General features: G+C 71.4%; 19 protein-coding genes. 7 read left to right on the top strand and 12 right to left on the bottom strand.

What is annotated here, in order from left to right; genetic code table 11:
• Window positions 1-3 precede the first annotated feature (3 nt).
• Window positions 4-1,659, bottom strand: coding sequence for a hypothetical protein (locus BRW65_RS02350; protein WP_073870769.1), 1,656 nt, complete (start codon window positions 1,657-1,659; stop codon window positions 4-6).
• A 205-nt stretch (window positions 1,660-1,864) separates the two neighbouring features.
• Here BRW65_RS02350 and BRW65_RS30845 point away from each other — a divergent pair, with 205 nt between their 5' ends.
• Genes BRW65_RS30845 through BRW65_RS02335 form a run of 3 tightly spaced genes read left to right on the top strand, consistent with a single transcriptional unit; the run spans window position 1,865 to window position 4,801 of the window.
• Window positions 1,865-3,484, top strand: a complete 1,620-nt coding sequence (locus BRW65_RS30845; RefSeq protein ID WP_084187665.1) for a hypothetical protein — start codon at window positions 1,865-1,867, stop codon at window positions 3,482-3,484.
• 7 nt (window positions 3,485-3,491) lie between these two features.
• Complete coding sequence (locus tag BRW65_RS02340) at window positions 3,492-4,145, top strand: glycosyltransferase family 2 protein (RefSeq protein ID WP_073870767.1); 654 nt, start codon at window positions 3,492-3,494, stop codon at window positions 4,143-4,145.
• Window positions 4,142-4,801, top strand: a complete 660-nt coding sequence (locus BRW65_RS02335; RefSeq protein ID WP_073870765.1) for a TIGR04282 family arsenosugar biosynthesis glycosyltransferase — start codon at window positions 4,142-4,144, stop codon at window positions 4,799-4,801. Before BRW65_RS02340 ends, BRW65_RS02335 begins: the two co-directional genes overlap by 4 nt.
• Before the next feature lie 11 nt (window positions 4,802-4,812).
• Here BRW65_RS02335 and BRW65_RS02330 read toward each other — a convergent pair whose 3' ends face one another.
• The 10 genes from BRW65_RS02330 to BRW65_RS02285 all read right to left on the bottom strand — a co-directional run bounded on the left by BRW65_RS02330 (window position 4,813) and on the right by BRW65_RS02285 (window position 13,106).
• On the bottom strand, window positions 4,813-6,165 hold the full coding sequence (locus BRW65_RS02330) for a hypothetical protein (RefSeq protein ID WP_073870763.1): 1,353 nt from the start codon (window positions 6,163-6,165) through the stop codon (window positions 4,813-4,815).
• 11 nt (window positions 6,166-6,176) lie between these two features.
• On the bottom strand, window positions 6,177-7,259 hold the full coding sequence (menE, locus tag BRW65_RS02325; protein ID WP_244167958.1) for an o-succinylbenzoate--CoA ligase: 1,083 nt from the start codon (window positions 7,257-7,259) through the stop codon (window positions 6,177-6,179).
• 68 nt (window positions 7,260-7,327) lie between these two features.
• Complete coding sequence (locus tag BRW65_RS02320; protein WP_073870761.1) at window positions 7,328-7,630, bottom strand: DUF3349 domain-containing protein; 303 nt, start codon at window positions 7,628-7,630, stop codon at window positions 7,328-7,330.
• A 56-nt stretch (window positions 7,631-7,686) separates the two neighbouring features.
• On the bottom strand, window positions 7,687-7,986 hold the full coding sequence (locus tag BRW65_RS02315) for a hypothetical protein (protein WP_073870759.1): 300 nt from the start codon (window positions 7,984-7,986) through the stop codon (window positions 7,687-7,689).
• Window positions 7,983-9,233, bottom strand: a complete 1,251-nt coding sequence (locus tag BRW65_RS02310) for an inorganic phosphate transporter (RefSeq protein ID WP_073870757.1) — start codon at window positions 9,231-9,233, stop codon at window positions 7,983-7,985. The genes BRW65_RS02315 and BRW65_RS02310 overlap by 4 nt, the downstream gene beginning before the upstream one ends.
• 97 nt (window positions 9,234-9,330) lie before the next feature.
• Window positions 9,331-9,738: a VOC family protein gene (locus BRW65_RS02305; protein ID WP_073870755.1), complete on the bottom strand. Its 408-nt coding sequence runs from the start codon at window positions 9,736-9,738 to the stop codon at window positions 9,331-9,333.
• A gap of 31 nt (window positions 9,739-9,769) precedes the next feature.
• Complete coding sequence (locus tag BRW65_RS02300) at window positions 9,770-10,663, bottom strand: SDR family oxidoreductase (RefSeq protein WP_073870753.1); 894 nt, start codon at window positions 10,661-10,663, stop codon at window positions 9,770-9,772.
• A gap of 85 nt (window positions 10,664-10,748) precedes the next feature.
• Window positions 10,749-11,651, bottom strand: coding sequence for a 1,4-dihydroxy-2-naphthoyl-CoA synthase (locus BRW65_RS02295; RefSeq protein WP_073870751.1), 903 nt, complete (start codon window positions 11,649-11,651; stop codon window positions 10,749-10,751).
• Between the two features lie 14 nt (window positions 11,652-11,665).
• Window positions 11,666-12,121, bottom strand: a complete 456-nt coding sequence (locus BRW65_RS02290) for a nitroreductase family deazaflavin-dependent oxidoreductase (protein WP_073870749.1) — start codon at window positions 12,119-12,121, stop codon at window positions 11,666-11,668.
• 103 nt (window positions 12,122-12,224) lie between these two features.
• A complete protein-coding gene (locus tag BRW65_RS02285) occupies window positions 12,225-13,106 on the bottom strand; it encodes an aldo/keto reductase (protein ID WP_073870747.1) in 882 nt (293 codons plus the stop codon).
• 81 nt (window positions 13,107-13,187) lie between these two features.
• On the opposite strand from BRW65_RS02285, the gene BRW65_RS02280 reads away from it, so the two are divergent.
• Entirely contained in the window at window positions 13,188-13,733 is a 546-nt protein-coding gene (locus tag BRW65_RS02280) for a TetR/AcrR family transcriptional regulator (protein ID WP_073870745.1), read from the top strand.
• Window positions 13,734-13,810: 77 nt separating this feature from the next.
• On the opposite strand, the gene fadD8 is transcribed toward BRW65_RS02280, so the two are convergent.
• Window positions 13,811-15,412, bottom strand: a complete 1,602-nt coding sequence (fadD8, locus tag BRW65_RS02275) for a fatty-acid--CoA ligase FadD8 (protein ID WP_073870743.1) — start codon at window positions 15,410-15,412, stop codon at window positions 13,811-13,813.
• Between the two features lie 76 nt (window positions 15,413-15,488).
• Here fadD8 and BRW65_RS02270 point away from each other — a divergent pair, with 76 nt between their 5' ends.
• From BRW65_RS02270 to BRW65_RS02260, 3 genes are all read left to right on the top strand, one after another.
• Window positions 15,489-17,093 carry an amidohydrolase gene (locus BRW65_RS02270; RefSeq protein WP_073870741.1) on the top strand — a complete coding sequence of 535 codons (1,605 nt, stop codon included), beginning with the start codon at window positions 15,489-15,491 and terminating at the stop codon, window positions 17,091-17,093.
• Window positions 17,094-17,155: 62 nt separating this feature from the next.
• The gene (locus BRW65_RS02265) at window positions 17,156-18,082 is read left to right on the top strand and encodes an o-succinylbenzoate synthase (protein WP_432206393.1); all 927 of its coding nucleotides are present in this window, start codon (window positions 17,156-17,158) and stop codon (window positions 18,080-18,082) included.
• Window positions 18,079-18,861 carry an alpha/beta fold hydrolase gene (locus tag BRW65_RS02260; protein WP_073870737.1) on the top strand — a complete coding sequence of 261 codons (783 nt, stop codon included), beginning with the start codon at window positions 18,079-18,081 and terminating at the stop codon, window positions 18,859-18,861. The genes BRW65_RS02265 and BRW65_RS02260 overlap by 4 nt, the downstream gene beginning before the upstream one ends.
• Window positions 18,862-18,868: the final 7 nt, after the last annotated feature.

The raw sequence follows: 18,868 nt of genomic DNA, 5'->3' as shown, positions 1-18,868 counted from the left end.
GTTCTACGCCTGCGGCGGCCGATAGATCTTGGGTTTCTGGAGGGGAATCTGCCGCGTCGCGGAATCGTCGCCCCGGAAGATCCGGGGGCCGGTGCTGATCCGGGTGGTCGCCGCGGCCGACGGCGCGGCGGCCTGGCTGACCGGGACGCGCGCCCGCGGCGCGGGGGGAGCGCCGCCCGCCGAGGCGGCGGCCTTGCGGGCGACGCGGCGCCGCAGGCGCCGGCCGTGGAGCTGCCCGGTGACGATGGCGGCCCCCAGGATGCACAGGGCCAGGCCGCACAGCGCCACGTCGAAGGTGCTGGTGATCTGCTGGGCGAGGTTGTTTCCGTAGACCGGGTGCTGCGCCGGGGACGCCGGCGAGTCCGCGAACCGCGGCGCCAGCACCACGCCCACCACCACGCGCGCGACGCTCAGCGTGGCGACGAGCCCGCACAGCGACGAGATCAGCCGCGCCGATCGCGCGGCGTCGGCGAGGTTGATGCGCAGCCAGATCGCCAGGAGCGCGGTCACCAGATCGAACCCGGCCAGCACCACGCTGTCGTAGCGCGAGAAGGGGTAGTTCAGGCTCACGGACACGAAGAGATCGGTCAGCCTCATCACCATCGAACCCAGCGCCCAGATGGCGATGAGCAGCAAGCCATTTCGGGCCGCCGCCCGCCAGGCGCTCTCCTCGGCCCCGGTGGTGTTCCGGTGACCGAACAGCGTGCGCGGCGCGAACACGGCCGCGGCCGCGGCCCACGCCAGGTAGCCCTCGAAGCCGACCCCGGCGGTCGAGGTGTTCTGCGCGATGCCGTGAAACGCGTCGATGTCCCGCCCCACCGGCAAGATCCACACTCCGATGCCGGCGACCAGCGTCGAGGCACCGAGCGCGACGGTGGCCAGCCGGGCGGACCTGGTGCCGCGGAGCAACCACCGTGCGGCCACCAGCACGGCGACCAACGCCACCACGCCGTACACCACCGCCGTCACGATGACCGCGACGTTCTGCTTGCCGAACTCGGCTGCGCCCCCGGCGCTTTGCAGCGCGTAGCGCACCCGCCAGTACAGGTTGACGCCGAAGCTGAGCGCGGCCAACACCATCGACGCGTAGCCGATGAATCGGGCGGACCTCAGCCAGCCGGCGTGCTCGTCGCCCTCGGGGACCGGTCCAGAGCGGGCGCCGGCGGTCACCGCTTGCGCGCTCAGCAAGCAGCCGGCGATGCCGACCCATGCCCCGGGGCCCACACCGCCCGGCACGTTCACCGTGCCACCGAACCGGGCGGTCTCGAACGCGTCGAACCCGACGAAGCCCAGCACCAGCAGCGCGTAGGGGATGTTGAGAGCCAGGCGCAGCCGGCCGGCGGTGGCCGGGTTGAACAGCGCGCCGGAGGTCCTCCAGGAACCGGCGACCGCGACGGCGACGACGGACAGCACGGTCACCGCCAGCAACGCGGCGAACAGGATCGGTTTGCTGCCGGGAATCCCGACGCCGAAGTACAGATTCCACGGCAGGAACAGGGCGATGACGAGGAGAGCGACGGCGGTCAGGTCGCTGGCAAGGTGCCGGCGCCGCGTCGAATCCACCGCCGGCGGAGCGCTCGACCGGACGATGCGAGTGGTTTCCGGTGCCTGTCCTTGAATCGGGCCGGTAGGCGCGTCGTCATTGCTCTGGCTCACCATGCCCCCCGAAAATCAAGGACGCGCACGTATCCTCCGTTCGGACGCCGTGGCAGATTCCCTGGCGACCGTCCTGTCATTCGGGAAGCTGGTTACGCTGCGCTATAGGCAAACCTCGCCCGAATAACGGACACTGCCAACGGTATCGCAAGTGTAATGATGCCGGGATATTGCTGGTCGTGGGGTGGCCAGCCGAAGGAGAACCGGGATGGACGTCGTGTTGGGGGTCGCGGTCACGGGCCCCGTCGCCCGCTTGGCGCTGGTTGGGCCCGGCGCCGACGTGATCGACCAGTCGGTCGTCAACCTGGAGGACAACCCGGTCGGGAAACTCACCGAGACGGTCGTCGGCACCAATCGGCTCCTGGCGGACGAGAACCACCGGCTGGTCGGCACCCGGGTTTGCTGGAGCGACGATCCGATGGCCGGCCAGCTGCGAGAAGCGCTGGAAAGCTCCGGCGTCCCCAACGTCGCAGTGCTTTCCGAGTCACAGGCGGTGGCCGCCCTGATGCGCGCGGCAGGGCGGCCCGGCGCCGCTCTGGTGATGAACGATGCGACGGCGACGCTGTCGGTGCCGGGCTCGGCTGAGGACGTGGACGCACCGCCGACCGTGCTGGCCCAGGAGCCGCTGGTCGGTGGCGACGCCACCGCCACGTTCGACACGATGCTGGCCCAGCTCAGCGCCCGGCCGGACGCGCCGGGCGAGGTGTACCTGGTGGGCGCATCTCCCGAGTTGACCCAGGTCGCCGACCAGTTCCGCGATGCGTCGACCATGCGGGTGCAGGTCGCCGACGATCCGTCTTTCGCGGTCGCCCGGGGCGCCGCCATGGCCGCGGCGCAGACGGCGTTGGCGGCCGGGGACGCGACGGCGATGGCTCCGGCGGTGGGGCTCACCGGCGACGAGACCGCGATGGCACCGGCGGCGCCCACCGGGGACGAGACGACCGTCGTGCCCCCGCCGGTTGTCGAGGAGCCGCAGCTGGCGTACTCGATGGCCGACGAGGCAGAGCCGTTCGCCGGCGACGACTACGACCCCGAATACGACGAATTCGAGGACTTCGACCAGACCGAGGCCATCCCCTCGCGGCTGAGCCGACGGTCCCTGGTGCTCGGCAACGCCGTGATCGCCTTCGCGGTCATCGGTTTCGCGTCGCTGGCCGCCGCGGTGGCCATCGCGGTCCGGCCCACCGCGAGTCAACAGCCGGTGGTGGGACACCAGAATGCCGCGCCGGGCAAGTTCATGCCGTTGTTGCCGACGCAGCAGCAGGCGCCGGTGCCCCCGCCCCCGGCCGATCAGCCCAACGCCGGTTTCCAGGGCGGCGTCATCCCGGACGCCAACGGTCTTCTTCCGGCGCAGGGCACGTCGCCCGGCGGGAGCGGGCCGGTCGCGCCCGTCCCGGTGGCGCCCGCCCCCCCTGGCGTCGTGCCCAACCCCAATCCCGATGTGCCGCTGCCGATCCCGGTCATCGTCCCGATCCCGATATATCCGCCGCCGCCCTACAACCCGCCGACGACCACGACGCCGACGATCACCACCACCACGACGCCGACGACCACGACGCCGACGATCACCACCACCACGACGCCCACGACCACGACGCCGTCCACCGTCACACCCACCACGACGACGCCGACGACGACCACCCCACCGCATGTGACCACGACGACGCCGCCGACGAGCACCAAGACGCCGTTCACCTCGACGCAACCGCCGAGCACCGTGGCGCCGCCGCCCAGCACCCACGAACCGACGGTGGCGCCGCCGCACACGCAGACCCAGCAGCCGCAGACGCTCTTCCCCCAGCAGCCACACACCCGTCGCGGGTTCTGAGGCGGCCATGCCCGACGCCGTCACGGTGGTGCTGCCCTGCCTGAACGAGGAGGAGTCGCTGCCGGCGGTGCTGGCGGCCATCCCTGCCGGGTACCGGGCGTTGGTGGTCGACAACAACAGCTCCGACGACACCGCCGCGGTCGCGCGGCGGCACGGCGCCGAGGTGGTCGCCGAGCCGCGGGCCGGGTATGGCTCGGCGGTGCACGCGGGCGTGCTGGCCGCGACCACCCCGATCGTCGCGGTCATCGACGCCGACGGCTCGATGGACGCCGGTGACCTGCCGCGTCTGGTCGCGGCGCTCGAGCAGGGCGCCGACCTGGTGATCGGACGGCGCCGCCCGGTGGCCGGGCTGCACTGGCCGTGGGTCGCCCGCGTCGGCACCGTGGTGATGAGCTGGCGGCTGCGCACCCGCCACGGATTGCCGGTGCACGACATCGCGCCGATGCGGGTGGCGCGGCGTGAGGCGCTGCTCGACCTGGGCGTCACCGATCGGCGCTCGGGCTATCCGCTGGAGCTGCTGGTGCGCGCGGCGGCCGCCGGTTGGCGCGTGGTCGAGCTCGACGTCAGCTACGGTCCCCGCACCGGCGGCAAGTCGAAGGTCAGCGGTTCGCTGCGGGGGAGCGTCACCGCGATCCTGGACTTCTGGAAGGTGATCTCGTGACGCTGCCGGTGACCCTGCTGGTGGTCGCCAAGGCGCCCGAACCGGGCCGGGCCAAGACCCGGCTCGCGGCGACGGTGGGGGACCTCGTCGCCGCCGAGATCGCCGCGGCCGCGCTGCTGGACACGCTGGACGCGGTGGCCGCCGCGCCGGTGACCAACCGGGTGGTGGCCCTGACCGGCGACCTGGATGCCGCAGCCGGCGCCGCCGAGATCCGGCAACGGCTGCAGGCCTTTACGGTGATTCCCCAGCGCGGTGTCGACTTCGCCGACCGGCTGGCCAACGCCCATGCGGACGCCGCCGACGGCTATCCGGTGGTGCAGATCGGGATGGACACCCCGCAGGTGACCGCCGACATGTTGACCGACTGCGCGGGCCGGCTGCGGGAGGCGGCGGCCGTGCTCGGGCCGGCCGTCGACGGCGGCTGGTGGGTGCTCGGCTTACGCAGCCCGGCGGCGGCCGACTGCCTGCGCACCGTCCCGATGTCGCAGCCGGATACCGGCCTGCTGACGTACCGGGCGTTGCACGACATGGGGATTGAGCCCTACGCGGCGCCGCTGCTGGCCGACTTCGACTTCGCCGACGACGTCGCCGCCGTGCGTGCGGCCTGCGGTCCGTCCAGCCGCTTCGCCGAGGTCACCCGCGCGGCGGGCCTGTAGCGCACGCCCGATCACCAGTTCGTGACGATGACGGTGTTCAGCAGCAGGGCGCCGACGGCGTTGAGCCCCAGCCACACCCGGTGCGACCGGACCGGCAGCAATGCGGGCGCCGCCGTGAGCCACACGGTGAAGGGCAGCCAGATCCGTTCCACCTCCGCCTTGCTGAGCATGCTCAGATCGGCGCACGCGACGGCGGCCAGCACGCCGAGCAGCAGCAGGTGAAACCCGGAGCGGCGACGGATGGCGGCCGCGTCGAACACCCGGCTGATGCCGGCGACGCTGCCCAACCCGATCGCGCAGACGACGGACGCCAGGTTGGCCCAGCTCCAGTACTGGAACGGGCGGTCCTTCGCGATGCCTTGCCAATAGCGTTGCTGCACAAGGTTATAGCCGTCGAACCAGTAGAACCCCGCCACCGCGAAGGTTGACGCCACGGCCACGGCCGCCACCGTCGCCGGGCCGAGCGCCCGCAGCGCCGCGCGCCAGTCGGCGGCCGAGGCCAGCACCGCCAGCGCCGGCAGGCCCATCAGCATCAGGCCGTAGTTGCAGAACACGCCCCAACCCAGCAGCAGCCCGGCGGCGGCGGCCGTCAGCGCGGGGAAGCGGACTTCTCGGTGCACCGCCACGGCCAGCAGCGCGGTGCCCCACGCCGCCACCCCGGCGAAGTAGCCGTCGGCGGATACCGCGATCCAGATCGCCGTCGGCGCCACCGCCACGAACGGCGCGGCGCGGCGCGCGGTCCGCTCGTCGGCCAGCGCGCGGACGGCGATCAGCACCGCGGCCGCCGCGCTGGAGCCGGCCAGCAGGCACAGCAGCCCCGCCCAGGCGCCCCCGTGCAGGCCGATCCGGTCCAGCCAGACGAACGTCAGCAACGCCCCGGGCGGATGCCCGGAGACGTGGGTGGTCCAGGAGTTCGGTTGGTAGTCGACGATCCGGCTCGCGAACGTGCGCAGCGTGGCGGGGATGTCGGTGATGCTCGGCACCTGCGACAGGTACTCGTCGCGGGTGGTCAGCCGGCCGGCGAAGCCGCGCTGCCAGCCGTCGATCATCGCCAGCGCGAAGGCCCACCCGCAGGCGGTGGCCCACGTGCTCAGCGTCAGGAGTCGCCACGAAAGGCGTTGCGCCAGAGCCGGTCCCGCCGCCACCGCGGCGGCCGCGATCGCGATGGCCGGCCCGGTGCCCCAGCTGGCGTGAATTTCCCAGGCGCCGAAGATCGGCGCGGCACCGGTGTGCGTGCCGAACCGTTCCTGGCCGACGTCCGTCCGGGGCCGTACGCCCCAGTGCAGCCGCGGCAGCACGAACGCCGCCGCCACCAGCAGCGCCCCGAGTGCCGCGGCCGTCAACTCCCGACGTGCCACCCTCACGGTCGACCAGCCTATTGATCGGCCGAACCGGCGAATCGGCGCACCAATGCCGCCCGGTCGAGTTTGTCGATGCCGCGCCGCGGCAGCGCCTCGACGACGTGCACTTCGCGCGGCGCGGCGGTGGCGTCCAAGGTCCGCGTCACGTGCGCCCGCAGCGCGTCCAGCGCCGGCGCCGGGCGCCCCTCGGCCACCACGATCGCGGCGGCCACCCGCTGGCCCAGCCGGTCGTCGGGCAGTCCGAACACCGCGCAGTCCCCGACGGCGGGATGGGTGCCCAGCGCCGCCTCGACCAGTTGCGGCAGCACGGTCAGCCCGCCCGTGCTGATCGCGTCGTCGGCGCTGCCCAGCACCCTCATTACTCCCGCCTCGTCGACGGCGCCGAGGTCGTCGGTGCGGAACCAGCCCGTCTCGGCGAACGGGTCGGGCCGCACCGGGTTGCGGTAGCCCTTGGCCAGCGTCGCGCCGCCGAGGACGACGCGCCCGTCGGTGGCCACCCTGACCAGGACACCGGCCAGCGGCACACCGTCGTAGACGCAGCCGCCCGCGGTCTCGCTCATCCCGTAGGTGCGCACCACGGCGACGCCGGCGGCCGCGGCGGCGTCGAGCACGCCCTGCGGTGCGGGGCCGCCGCCGAGCAACACGGCGTCCAGGCCGGCGAGCGCGGCCGCGGCCGCCGGTTCGGTCAGCGCCTTGGCCAGCTGGGTGGCCACCAGCGACGTGTACCGCCGACCCGGACCCAATCGTGTTATCGCGCTTGGCAATTCGGCGACATCGAAGCCGGCGGAGACGTCCAGTTCGACGGGCGGCGAGCCGGCGAGCGCGCTGCGCACCAGCACCTGCAGCCCGGCGATGTGATGGGGCGGCAAGGCCAGCAGCCAGCGGCCCGGGCCGCCGAGGCGGTCATGGGTGGCCGTCGCGCTGGCCGTCAGCGCGGCCGCGGTGAGCAGCGCCCCCTTGGGGGCGCCCGTGGTCCCCGACGTCGTGACGACCAGTGCCACGTCGTCGTCGACGGGTTCGCCGACCCGCAGCCCCGCCGCCAACGCCTCCGAGCCGGGCGCGAGGGCGACCAGAGCGGGGTCGCGCCCGTCCAGCACGCGTTCCAGGGCGGGTAGCAGCGACGAGACGGCCGAGCCCGGGGGGACGGTGAGTGCGCGAAGCAGGGCTATGCGGGGTCCTCGACCTCGTCGGCGTCGTCGAACGGCCAGCCCTGGGCCGCCAACCGCACCCGCACCCGCTCGACGTCGTCGGGCGAAGGCAGGTTGTCGGTCAACTGCGTGATCAGCACTCCGATGTCGACATCGTCGAACTCGCCCCGACTGACCAGCTCGCAGGCGACCGCCTTGACCTCGTCGTTGGACAGCCGGCGGGCCAGCAGCGCGAGCACCGGGAAGGTGTCCGTCGGCGGGACGCCTTCCGGGTATCCCGCGCGCAGCCACGAGACGATCGAGTTGAGAAATCCGTTCACGCTGGTGCAGCTCCCCCCGGTGTCCGGCTCGGTGACGCGGTGGGCATCATTCGATGCTACTTGGGTTTGGCTCCCAGGAAGGCGACGCCGGTGTGGTGGGCGATGAAGTCCCGGGAGATGTACGCCAGGGCGAAGGCGATCACCACGATCACCACCGCATAGATCAACCAGGCGAGCGCCAGCAGTGCCGGGTTCTTCTGTGGTGAGCCGCCCTCGGTGCTGACCTGCCCGGCGCCCACCGCGTGGAACCGCAGCCCCAGCGCGAACAGTCCCGGCAGGGCCGCGCCGGCCAGCATGGAGAAGACCAGGATCTTGAGGGAGGCCTGGTAGTTGAACCAGTCGCTGAAGTGACTCATCGAGCGTTCGCCTTCATCGTGGGGTCGTCGGAGTCGTACCGGCCAGACGTGCCGCTGCCATTCGTCGGGTGAACGTCCGTCGGCGGGTGGTGGTGGTGGGCATCTTCGGCTTCGAGCCCGGCCGTCAGGTCGCCCTTCCATTCGGCGTTGACGTTCTTGTGGTCGACCTTGACCTTGCGCGACCGGATGTAAATGGTGGCGGACACCGCGACCAGCAGCGCGAAGCCGACGATCGCGCCGGGGTAGCCGCCGATGTAGTGCACGATCCAGTAGGTGACCGCACCGACCAGTCCGGCCAGCGGCAGCGTCACCAGCCAGGCCACACCCATGCGGCCGGCGACGCCCCAGCGCACCTCGCCGCCGGGCTTGCCGAGCCCACTGCCGAGCACCGAGCCCGTGCAGACCTGGGTGGTCGACAGCGCGTAGCCGAAGTGAGTGGACAGCAGAATGACCGCGGCAGAGGAGGATTCGGCGGCCATGCCCTGCGGCGACTGGATCTCGACCAGTCCCTTGCCCAGGGTGCGGATGATGCGCCAGCCACCCAGGTAGGTGCCCGCCGCCATCGCCAGCGCGCAGGCGCCGATGACCCAGAGCGGCGGCGCCGCGGTGCTCTTGGTGACCGAGCCGTAGGACATCAGCGCCAGGAAGATGATGCCCATCGTCTTCTGCGCGTCACCGGTGCCGTGCGCCAGCGACACCAGCGACGCCGAGCCCCACTGGCCGTACCGGAAGCCGGCCTCCGTGCGTTTGGTGTCGAGGCCGCGGGTCACCCGGTAGACCAGCCAGGTCGCGATGGCGCCGACGACGATTGCGAGGATCGCGGCCACCACGGCCGGGATCAGCACGTGGGACACCAGGCCCTTCCAGAGCACGCCGTGCCCGCCGACCGCGGCGATGGTGGCGCCGACGATGCCGCCGATCAGGGCGTGCGAGGAGCTCGAGGGGATGCCGAGGAGCCAGGTCAGCAGGTTCCACACGATGCCGCCGACCAGGCCGGCGAAGACCAGTTCGAGCGTCACGATGTGCCCGTCGATCAGGCCCTTGGCAATGGTGGCGGCGACGGCGGTGGACATGAACGCGCCCACGAGATTGAGCACCGCGGACAGCGCGACGGCCGCCTTGGGCTTGAGCGCGCCGCTGGCGATCGAGGTGGCCATCGCGTTGCCGGTGTCGTGGAAGCCGTTGGTGAAATCGAAAGCCAGTGCCGTGATTACGACAATGATCAGAAGGAACAATTGGATGTTCACAGCGCCCGATTCTGGTGGTAGGGGGATTCCATTGTCGAATGCAGCAAGACCCGAATCGCGGATGTACCTAGACTCGTCGCCAGATGTTACCTCTCAGTTAACCGGACTTTCCCTGTCGTTCACCCCGGGTGTCGCGCCGTAACGGGTGGTCCGGTGGGATCTGGATGAAGATCAGCGTGATGCCGTCCGGGTCCGTGACGTGCATTTCGTATAGGCCCCAGGGCTCTTGGCGCGCCTCGCGGGCGATGGCCACGCCCCGGCTTTGCAACTCGGCCTGGGTCGCCTCGATGTCGCGCACCTGGAGCCACAGCGCGCCGGGGAAGGGGCCGCGGGAGTGGTCGGGGGAGCCGTAGCCGGCCAGCTCCAGCAACGACTGGCCGGCGAAAAAGACTGTGCCCCCGCCGTACTCGCGGGCTATCGCGAGCCCGATCTGATCTCGGTAAAAGGCCAACGATTGCTGATAGTCCGCCGGCCGGAACAGCATCCGGCTGGCCAGGATCTCCATGGTGTCGTGTCTATCACACGGGCCGGCTCAGCTACCCCTCAGCGCGGTTGGGCTGGATGCTTTGCCGTTGCATGATCGCGTTGACGAAGCGGGGTCCGAAGGTGTCCAGCGCCTTGGCGGCGATCGCCATCCGCGGCGCGATCCGCACCGGCCGGGTGCGGGCGGCGGTCAGCATCCACTCGGCGGCCTCCTCCGACGTGAGCGCGGGCATGCCGTGGTAGGCCTTCGTCGGGGCGATCATCGGCGTGGCGACCAGCGGGTAGTACAGCGTCGTGGAATGCACGCCCCGGTGGCCCCATTCGGTCTCCACGACGCGGCTCACGGCCGACAGTGCCGCCTTCGACGCGTTGTAGACGGCGAACAGCGGCGACGCCTCCGACAGCACCCCCCACGTGGAGACGTTGATGACGTGCCCGTCGCCGCGCTCGAGCATCCCGGGCGCCAGCCCGCGGATCAGCCGCAGCGGCGCGTAGTAGTTGAGCGCGATGGTCCGCTCGACGTCGTGCCAGCGTTCCAGCGACTCGGCCAGCGGCCGGCGGATGGACCGGCCGGCGTTGTTGATCAGGATGTCCACCCCGCCGAGGCGCCTGTCGACGTCGGCGACCAGCGCGTCGACGGCGTCCAGGTCGGAGACGTCGCAGGGCAGGGCGAGCGCGCTGCCGCCGGCCGCGGTGATCCGCCCCGCGAGCGCGTCGAGCAGGTCCTGACGCCGGGCGACGACCACCACCGTCGCGCCCTCGCGGGCGAGCAGTTCGGCCGCGGCCTCGCCGATGCCCGACGACGCCCCGGTGAGCAGGATGCGTTTGCCGTCGAGGTCGATCGGCTTGATGGGTGGCCGGTTGACCAGCACCTGCGGGGCCATCGGGGGCCGCATGGTGGCCAAGACCAGCTGGTCGGTGAAACGGCGAAGGGGGCTCTTGCTCACGTGGGGAGTCTAGGGGCGGGCCTGAATCCCACGAGCGTCACGCCAGCGTGGCGTTGGACGCCGAGCGTCACGCCAGCGTGACCGGCTAGAAGTAGCGGGGGAACCGGCTCCAGTCCGGCGGCCGCTTCTCGAGGAAGGCGTCGCGGCCCTCGACGGCCTCGTCGGTCATGTACGCCAGCCGGGTGGCTTCGCCGGCGAACAGCTGCTGACCCACCAGCCCGTCGTCGAGCAGGTTGAAGGCGAACTTGAGCATCCGTTGCGCCTGAGGCGATTTGGCGTTGATCTCGGCCGCCCACTGGATCGCTTCGGATTCCAGTTCGGCATGGTCGACGACGGCGTTCACGGCGCCCATGTGGTGCATCTGCTCGGCGGTGTAGGGCCGGCCGAGGAAGAAGACCTCGCGGGCGAACTTCTGGCCCACCTGGCGCGCCAGGTACGCGCTGCCGTAGCCGCCGTCGAAGCTGCCGACATCGGCGTCGGTCTGCTTGAACCGGGCGTGCTCGCGGCTGGCCAGGGTGAGGTCGCAGACCACGTGCAGGCTGTGCCCGCCGCCGGCCGCCCACCCGTTGACCAGACAGATCACCACCTTGGGCATGAACCGGATCAGCCGCTGGACCTCGAGGATGTGCAGCCGCCCGGCGCGGGCGGTGTCCACGGTGTCGGCGGTGTCGCCGCTCGCATACTGGTAGCCGCTGCGCCCGCGGATGCGTTGGTCGCCGCCGGAGCAGAACGCCCAGCCGCCGTCCTTGGGCGACGGGCCGTTGCCGGTCAGCAGCACCACGCCCACGTCGGGCGACATCCGCGCGTGGTCGAGCACCCGGTAGAGCTCGTCGACGGTGTGCGGGCGAAACGCGTTGCGCACCTCGGGGCGGTCGAACGCCACCCGGACCGTCGCGTCGGTGACGTGGCGGTGGTAGGTGATGTCTGTCAGGCCGTCGAACCCGTCCACGGGCCGCCAGGCCCGCGCGTCGAATGGATTGTCAGTCAAGGTTTTTCGAACTCCTATGCCGGATCCAGGCGGAACACGGCGCAGCGGCCGGCCAGGGCCTCGAACTCCTCGGGGCGGCCCTCGGTGACGAGCCCCGCCCGCTTCATGAAGCCGACGCCCGTCGGCACCTCGGTGGGGAAGCGCCGCAGGATCGGACGCGCGTCCTCGGCCGGCAGCTCGGCCATCCGCACCTTCTGGGCGTGCCGGCCGCGCGCGATCGTCGCCTCACCGGCGGCCCGGGCGTTGGCGACCCAGTCGGCGCCCGGGAACCCGGCGACGACGTACTGCCGGCCGTCGACGGTCATCGGGGTCACCGGGGTCGAGCGGGGCGCGCCCGACTTGCGGCCGGCCACCGTGAGCACGACGGGGCTCTCGCCGCCGAAACTCATTCCTAGCCGCGACATCTGGATGAAGACCTTGTTGGCCGGCTTCAGCCACCACGGTGGCTTGATCGGTTTGCCGCTTCCCATACCCAGCGACGTTACCTCGCGCCAATCGAGGCGCCGAGCGTGCGCCCAGCCGCACGTTCGAAAGCGAGTGTGCGGCCAGCCGCACGCTCGGCGCAGTGACCAGCTAGCCGACGGCGTCGAGTCTTGCCAGCGCTTCGGCATCGAGGGTGACGTCCGCCGCGCCAAGGTTCTCTTCCAGGTGCGTAACGGATCGCGTGCCCGGGATCAGCAACGTGTTCGGCGCGTGCGCCAGCAGCCACGCCAGGCCGACCTGGGCGCCGGTGACACCGAGCTGGCCGGCGATCTCGGCCACCACCGGATGGTCGGCGACCTTCGTGAATCCCGGGAACGCCGACCCGAGCGGGAAGTACGGCACCCACGCGACACCCTCTTCGGCGCACAGCCGCAGCGTGTCTTCCTGCGAGCGGTCCAGCACGCTGTAGGCGTTCTGCACGCACGCGATGCCCGCCGGCAGCGCGCGCCGCACCACGTCCACCGGCACGGCGCTGATGCCGATCGCGCCGATCTTGCCCTCGTCGCGCAGCGCGATCATCTCGGCGAGCTGGTCGTCGACGTCCACGCGCTGGTCGCCCTCGGCGGCCACGCCCGGCCCGAGGTCCATGCGCCGCAGGTTGACCACCGGGACGCAGTCCAGGCCCAGCTGACGCAGGTCGTCCTCGACCGCGGCGCGCAGCTCCGCGGGCTTCTGTGCGGCGGCCAGGGGTATCGGCTGTTCGCCGGTGAAGCGCGCCCCGACCTTGCTGACGATGACGAGGTCGTCGGGGTAGGGGGCCAGCGCCGCGCGGATCCGCCGGTTCACCTCGCCGGGGCCGTAGAACGACGCCGTGTCGATGTGGTTGACGCCGAGTTCGACCGCGCGGCGCAGCACCGCGACCGCGTCCTCCGGCGTTTCGGACTCGAACAGTTGCATGGCCCCGTAACCGATGCGCGCGACGGTCGACGTGCCGATGCTGCCGAGACCGCCGGGCTGTGGTTTGTCCGTCATGGTGCTCCCTTGTGCCACACTGGAGAAAATGCGGAGGGCCCTCCGCTTATCCGAGCCTAGCAGAAACGGAGGATCCTCCGCTTGGCCGAGATTCGATCGGACGCGCGCCGGAATCGTGAGCGGCTGCTCGAGGTGGCGACGGCGGCGTTCGCCGCCGCCGAAGGGCGGGCGGTGTCGCTGGAGGCCATCGCGCGCGAGGCCGGTGTCGGGATCGGCACGCTGTACCGCCATTTCCCGAATCGGGAGGCGCTCGTCGAGGCGGTCTACCGCGCCGAGCTCGCCGAGGTGGCTGCCACTGCGGGGGAGCTACTCGAACGCCACCCGCCGAAGATCGCGCTCCGACGCTGGATGGACCGCTACGCCGGATTCGTCGCCACCAAGCGGGGAATGGCCGAATCGCTTGCCGCCATGGTCGCCTCGGGCACCGTCGAGGTCAGCCAGATGCGGGCGAGCATCACCGCCGCGGCTGACACGTTGTTGCGGGCTGGCGCCGCGGACGGCAGCCTGCGCGCCGACGTGCGGGCCGAGGACGTGGTTTCCAGCCTGCTCGGCATTTTCGTGGCCACCGGCTCACCCGAGCAGACGGGCCGCATGCTCGACCTGCTGGTGGCCGGGGTCGCGACGTAACCTTCGTCCCGCCGACTGTGCGGCCAGCCGCACGCTCGAACGCGAGTGTGCGGCCAGCCGCACGCTCGGCGAAAGACTCAGCCGACGGCGCGGTCGGCGCCCTCCCAGAACTGGGCGCGCACGGCCTTCTTGTCGGGCTTGCCCAGCGCGGTCACCGGCACCGAGTCGACGACGATCACCTGCTTGGGCGATTGCACCGAACCCTTGCGCTCCTTGACGGCCGACTGGATCTCCACGGTCACCCGCGCCACCGACTCCTCGTCGGAGGGATGGTCGGGCCGCAACACGATCACCGCGGTGACGGCTTCGCCCCACTTCTCGTCCGGCGTGCCGATCACGCACACCTGCGCGACGGCCGGGTGCTCGGCGACGACGTCCTCGACCTCGCGCGGGAACACGTTGAAGCCGCCGGTGACGATCATGTCCTTGACCCGGTCGACGATGAACCAGAAGCCGTCGGAGTCCTCGCGGGCCATGTCGCCGGTGTGCAGCCAGCCGTCTTTGAACGTCTTGGCGGTCTCCTCCGGCAGGTTCCAGTACCCGCCGCTCAACAGCGGGCCCGACACGCAGATCTCGCCGACCTCGCCCTGCGGTACCGGCTGGCCGTCGGCGCCCAGCAATGCCGTGCGGGCGAACAGGGTGGGCCGCCCGCAGGAGGTGAGCCGCTTCTCGTCGTGGTCCTTCTTGGCCAGATACGAGATCACCATCGGGGCTTCGGACTGCCCGTAGTACTGGGCGAAGATCGGCCCGAAGCGGCGGATGGCCTCGGCCAGCCGCACCGGGTTCATCGCCGAGGCGCCGTAATAGACGGTCTCCAGCGACGACAGGTCGCGGGTGTGCGAATCGGGGTGATCCATCAGCGCGTAGATCATCGACGGCACCAGCATGGTCGCGGTGATCTTCTGCTCCTCGATCACCCGCAGCACCTCGGCCGGGTCGAACTTGGTAAGCACCACCAGCTCGCCGCCCTTGATGATCGTCGGCACGAAGAACGCCGCCCCGGCATGCGACAGCGGGGTGCACATCAAAAAGCGCGGGTTCTCCGGCCACTCCCACTCGGCCAACTGGATCGTGGTCATCGTGGTGATCGACTGCGCGGTGCCCAGCACACCCTTGGGCTTGCCGGTGGTGCCGCCGGTGTAGGCCATCCCGCCGATGTGATCGGGCGGCAGCTCGGCCGCCACCAACGGCTTGGGTGGATACTTCGCGGCCTCGGCCACCAGGTCCACGGCGGAATCGCCGAGCGCCTCGGGGACCGGGCCGATGGTCAGCACCTGCTTGAGCCCGGGCACCTTCTCCAGCAGGCCCAGCGCCCGCTCGACGAACATCGGGTTGGGGTCGATGATCAGCGACGTCACGCCGGCGTCGTTCAGCACGTAGGCGTGGTCGTCCAGGGAGCCCAGCGGGTGCAGGGCCACGCGCCGGTAGCCCTGGGTTTGGCCGGCGCCGATGATCATCAGCACCTCGGGCCGGTTCAGCGACAGCAGCCCGACGGTCGCGCCGGTGCCCGCACCGAGCGCCTCGAATGCCTGGATGTACTGGCTGATCCGCTCGGCGAGCTGTCCGCCGGTCAGCGTGGTGTCGCCGAGATGCAGCACCGGCTTGTCCTTGTTGCGCTTGAGCGCACCGACCGTCAGGTGTCCGGAATGAATGGGATGGCGCAGCAGATCGTCACTCATGGGCCAAGACTAGAACGTGTTGCAATTCCAGTCAGCCACCCCCTCGTGGGCGCGACGATCACTAGCATCCGTGCACATGGCGCAGGCAGAGCTCGTCGTGATCGGAACCGTTCTCACCGTCGACGACGCACGGCCCACCGCCGAGGCGCTCGCCGTCGCCGACGGGCGCATCGTCGCCGTGGGTAATCGCGAAGACATTGAGGCGCACATCGGCCCGAGCACCCGGACCATCGACGTCGGCGACGGCTGCGTGATGCCCGGATTCGTTGAGGCGCACGGTCATCCGCTGATGGAGGCCCTGGCGCTGTCGGACCGGATCGTCGACATCCGGCCCGTCACGCTGCCCGGCGCCGACGACGTGGTCGCCGCGGTGCGTCGCGAGGTCGCCGCCAGGGGAGCGGCCGGCGCCTACCTGAACGGCTGGGACCCGCTGCTGCAGTCCGGGTTGCCCCAGCCGACGCTGGCCTGGCTGGACGAGATCGCGCCGGACGGGCCGCTGATCATCATCCACAACTCCGGGCACAAGGCGTACTTCAACTCGCACGCGGCCCGGCGCGCCGGCCTGACCCGCGACACCCCCGATCCCAAGGGCGCCCGGTACGGCCACGACGCAAACGGTGACCTGGACGGCACCGCCGAGGAAACCGGCGCGGTGTTCCCGCTGCTGGCCGGGGCCATCGCCCCCGGCGACTACCCGGCGATGCTGCTCGCCGAATGCGCGCGGCTCAACCGCGCCGGCCTGACCACCTGCTCGGAGATGGCCTTCGACCCGGCGTTCGGCCCGGTGGTCGAGCGGCTGCGCGACGAGCTCACGGTCCGGCTGCGCACCTACGAGATCTCCAACCCGCAGATGCGCACCGACGCCACCCCCGGCCAGGGCGACGACATGCTGCGCCAGGTCGGCATCAAGATCTGGGTCGACGGCTCCCCGTGGGTCGGCAACATCGCCCTGTCCTTCCCGTACCTGGACACCGACGCCACCCGCACCATCGGGGTGCCGCCGGGTTCCTGCGGCCACGCCAACTACACCCGCGAGCAGCTGGGCGAGATCGTCGGCGCCTACTTCCCGCTGGGCTGGCCGATGGCCTGCCATGTGCAGGGCGACGCCGGGGTGGACACCATCCTCGACGTGTACGAGGAGGCCCTGCGCCGCCACCCCCGCGACGACCACCGGCTGCGGCTCGAGCACGTCGGCGCCATCCGGCCCGAGCAGCTGCGCCGCGCCGCCGACCTCGGCGTCACCTGCAGCATCTTCGTCGACCAGATCCACTATTGGGGCGACATCATCGTCGACGGGTTGTTCGGCCCGGAACGCGGATCCCGTTGGATGCCAGCTGGTTCCGCGGTTGCCACCGGCATGCGCATCTCGCTGCACAACGACCCCCCGGTCACGCCCGAGGAGCCGCTGCGCAACATCAGCGTCGCGGTCACCCGGACGGCGCCCAGCGGCCGGGTGCTGGCGCCCGAGGAGCGGCTGACGGTCGAGCAGGCCATCCGCGCGCAGACCATCGACGCGGCCTGGCAGCTGTTCTCCGACGACGTGATCGGCTCGCTGGAAGTGGGCAAGTACGCCGACCTCGTGGTGCTGTCGGCCGACCCGCGGACCGTGCCACCCGAACAGATCGCCGACCTCGAGGTGCGCGCGACATTCCTGGCGGGCCGCCAGGTCTACGGCCAGTGACGCCCACGCGCCCGCCCCGCCTGCAAGACCTGCTGGACCGCCTGCACGTGGTCGCGCTGCCGATGCGGGTGCGGTTCCGCGGCATCACCACCCGGGAGGTCGCGCTGATCGAGGGGCCGGCGGGCTGGGGCGAGTTCGGGGCCTTCCTGGAGTACGCGCCGGCCGAGGCCGCGCATTGGCTGGCCGCCGGCATCGAGGCCGCCTACCGCCCGCCGCCGCCGCCGCGCCGCGACCGCATCCCGATCAACGCCACCGTGCCGGCCGTCGACGCCGACCGGGTGGGTGAGGTGCTGTCCCGGTTCCCGGGCGCCCGCACGGCCAAGGTGAAGGTCGCCGAACCCGGCCAGACGCTGGCCGACGACGTCGACCGGGTCAACGCCGTGCGCGAACTGGTGCCGACCGTGCGGGTCGACGCCAACGGCGGCTGGAGTGTTGAGCAGGCGGTGCGGGCGGCGGCCGCCCTGACCGCCGACGGCCCGCTGGAATATCTCGAACAGCCGTGCGCGACGGTCGAGGAACTCGCGGCGCTGCGCCGGCGGCCGGAGATGCCAGCCGTGCCGATCGCCGCCGACGAAAGCATCCGCAAGGCCGACGACCCGCTCGCGGTGGTCCGCGCCCGCGCCGCCGACATCGCGGTCCTCAAAGTCGCTCCGCTGGGCGGCGTTTCGGCCATGCTGTCGATCGCCGCGCAGATCGACATCCCGGTCGTGGTCTCCAGCGCGATCGACTCGGCGGTGGGCATCGCGGCCGGGCTGGCCGCCGCGGCGGCCCTGCCGGCGTTGCGCCACGCATGCGGGCTGGGCACCGGCGGGTTGTTCGTCGAGGACGTGGCCGAGGTCGCCGCGCCCGTCGACGGCACCCTGGCGGTGGGGCCGGTGACCCCCGATCCGGCGCGGTTGCGGGCCCTGGCCGCGCCCCCGGAGCGGCGGCAGTGGTGGATCGACCGGGTCACGGCCTGCCACCGGCTCCTTGTACCGTCGTCCGAGTGATCAACCTGGCTTACGACGACCGCGGCTCCGGCGAGCCCGTGGTGTTCATCAGCGGCCACGGCGGCGCCGGGCGGACCTGGCACCCGTATCAGCTCCCCGCGTTCCTGGCGGCCGGCTACCGCGTCATCACCTTCGACAACCGCGGGATCGGCGCCACCGAGAACGCACAGGGTTTCACGACCCAGACCATGGTGGCCGACACCGCGGCGCTGATCGAAGGGCTGAACGCCGCACCGGCCCGCGTCGTCGGCATGTCGATGGGCGCGTTCATCGCCCAGGAACTCATGCTGGCCCGGCCGGAACTGGTGCACTCCGCGGTGTTGATGGGCACCCGCGGCCGGATGGACAAGGCGCGCCAGTTCTTTCGTGACGCCGAGGCCGAGCTCACCGATGCCGGGGTCCAGCTGCCGAACTCCTACGACGCGAAAATCCGCCTGCTGGAAAACTTTTCGCGCAAGACGCTTAACGACGACGTCGCGGTCGCCGACTGGATCGCGATGTTTTCCATGTGGCCGATCAAGTCCACCCCGGGCACGCGCTGCCAGCTGGACGTCGCCCCGCACACCAACCGGCTGCCGGCCTACCGCAGCATCGCGACGCCGGTGCTCGTGATCGGCTTCTCCGACGACGTGCTGACCCCGCCCTACCTGGGGCGCGAGGTCGCCGACGCGCTGCCCAACGGGCGTTACGTGCAGATCCCCGACGCCGGCCACCTCGGGTTCTTCGAACGCCCCGACGCCGTCAACGAGGCGGCGCTGAAGTTCTTCGCCAGCAACTAGGCCCGCG

This window comes from Mycobacterium paraffinicum (genome assembly GCF_001907675.1).
GTDB lineage: Bacteria > Actinomycetota > Actinomycetes > Mycobacteriales > Mycobacteriaceae > Mycobacterium > Mycobacterium paraffinicum_A.
Note: the sequence above shows the minus strand (reverse complement) of the source record. Positions and strands in the feature narration are given on the sequence as shown.

What these genes read in the sequence shown, in the direction of transcription:
- BRW65_RS02350 (WP_073870769.1), bottom strand. Translation starts at nt 1,659, where the DNA reads ATGGTGAGCCAGAGCAATGACGACGCGCCTACCGGCCCGATTCAAGGA.
- BRW65_RS30845 (WP_084187665.1), top strand. Translation starts at nt 1,865, where the DNA reads ATGGACGTCGTGTTGGGGGTCGCGGTCACGGGCCCCGTCGCCCGCTTG.
- BRW65_RS02340 (WP_073870767.1), top strand. Translation starts at nt 3,492, where the DNA reads ATGCCCGACGCCGTCACGGTGGTGCTGCCCTGCCTGAACGAGGAGGAG.
- BRW65_RS02315 (WP_073870759.1), bottom strand. Translation starts at nt 7,986, where the DNA reads ATGAGTCACTTCAGCGACTGGTTCAACTACCAGGCCTCCCTCAAGATC.
- BRW65_RS02305 (WP_073870755.1), bottom strand. Translation starts at nt 9,738, where the DNA reads ATGGAGATCCTGGCCAGCCGGATGCTGTTCCGGCCGGCGGACTATCAG.
- BRW65_RS02290 (WP_073870749.1), bottom strand. Translation starts at nt 12,121, where the DNA reads ATGGGAAGCGGCAAACCGATCAAGCCACCGTGGTGGCTGAAGCCGGCC.
- BRW65_RS02285 (WP_073870747.1), bottom strand. Translation starts at nt 13,106, where the DNA reads ATGACGGACAAACCACAGCCCGGCGGTCTCGGCAGCATCGGCACGTCG.
- fadD8 (WP_073870743.1), bottom strand. Translation starts at nt 15,412, where the DNA reads ATGAGTGACGATCTGCTGCGCCATCCCATTCATTCCGGACACCTGACG.
- BRW65_RS02270 (WP_073870741.1), top strand. Translation starts at nt 15,489, where the DNA reads ATGGCGCAGGCAGAGCTCGTCGTGATCGGAACCGTTCTCACCGTCGAC.
- BRW65_RS02265 (WP_432206393.1), top strand. Translation starts at nt 17,156, where the DNA reads ATGCGGGTGCGGTTCCGCGGCATCACCACCCGGGAGGTCGCGCTGATC.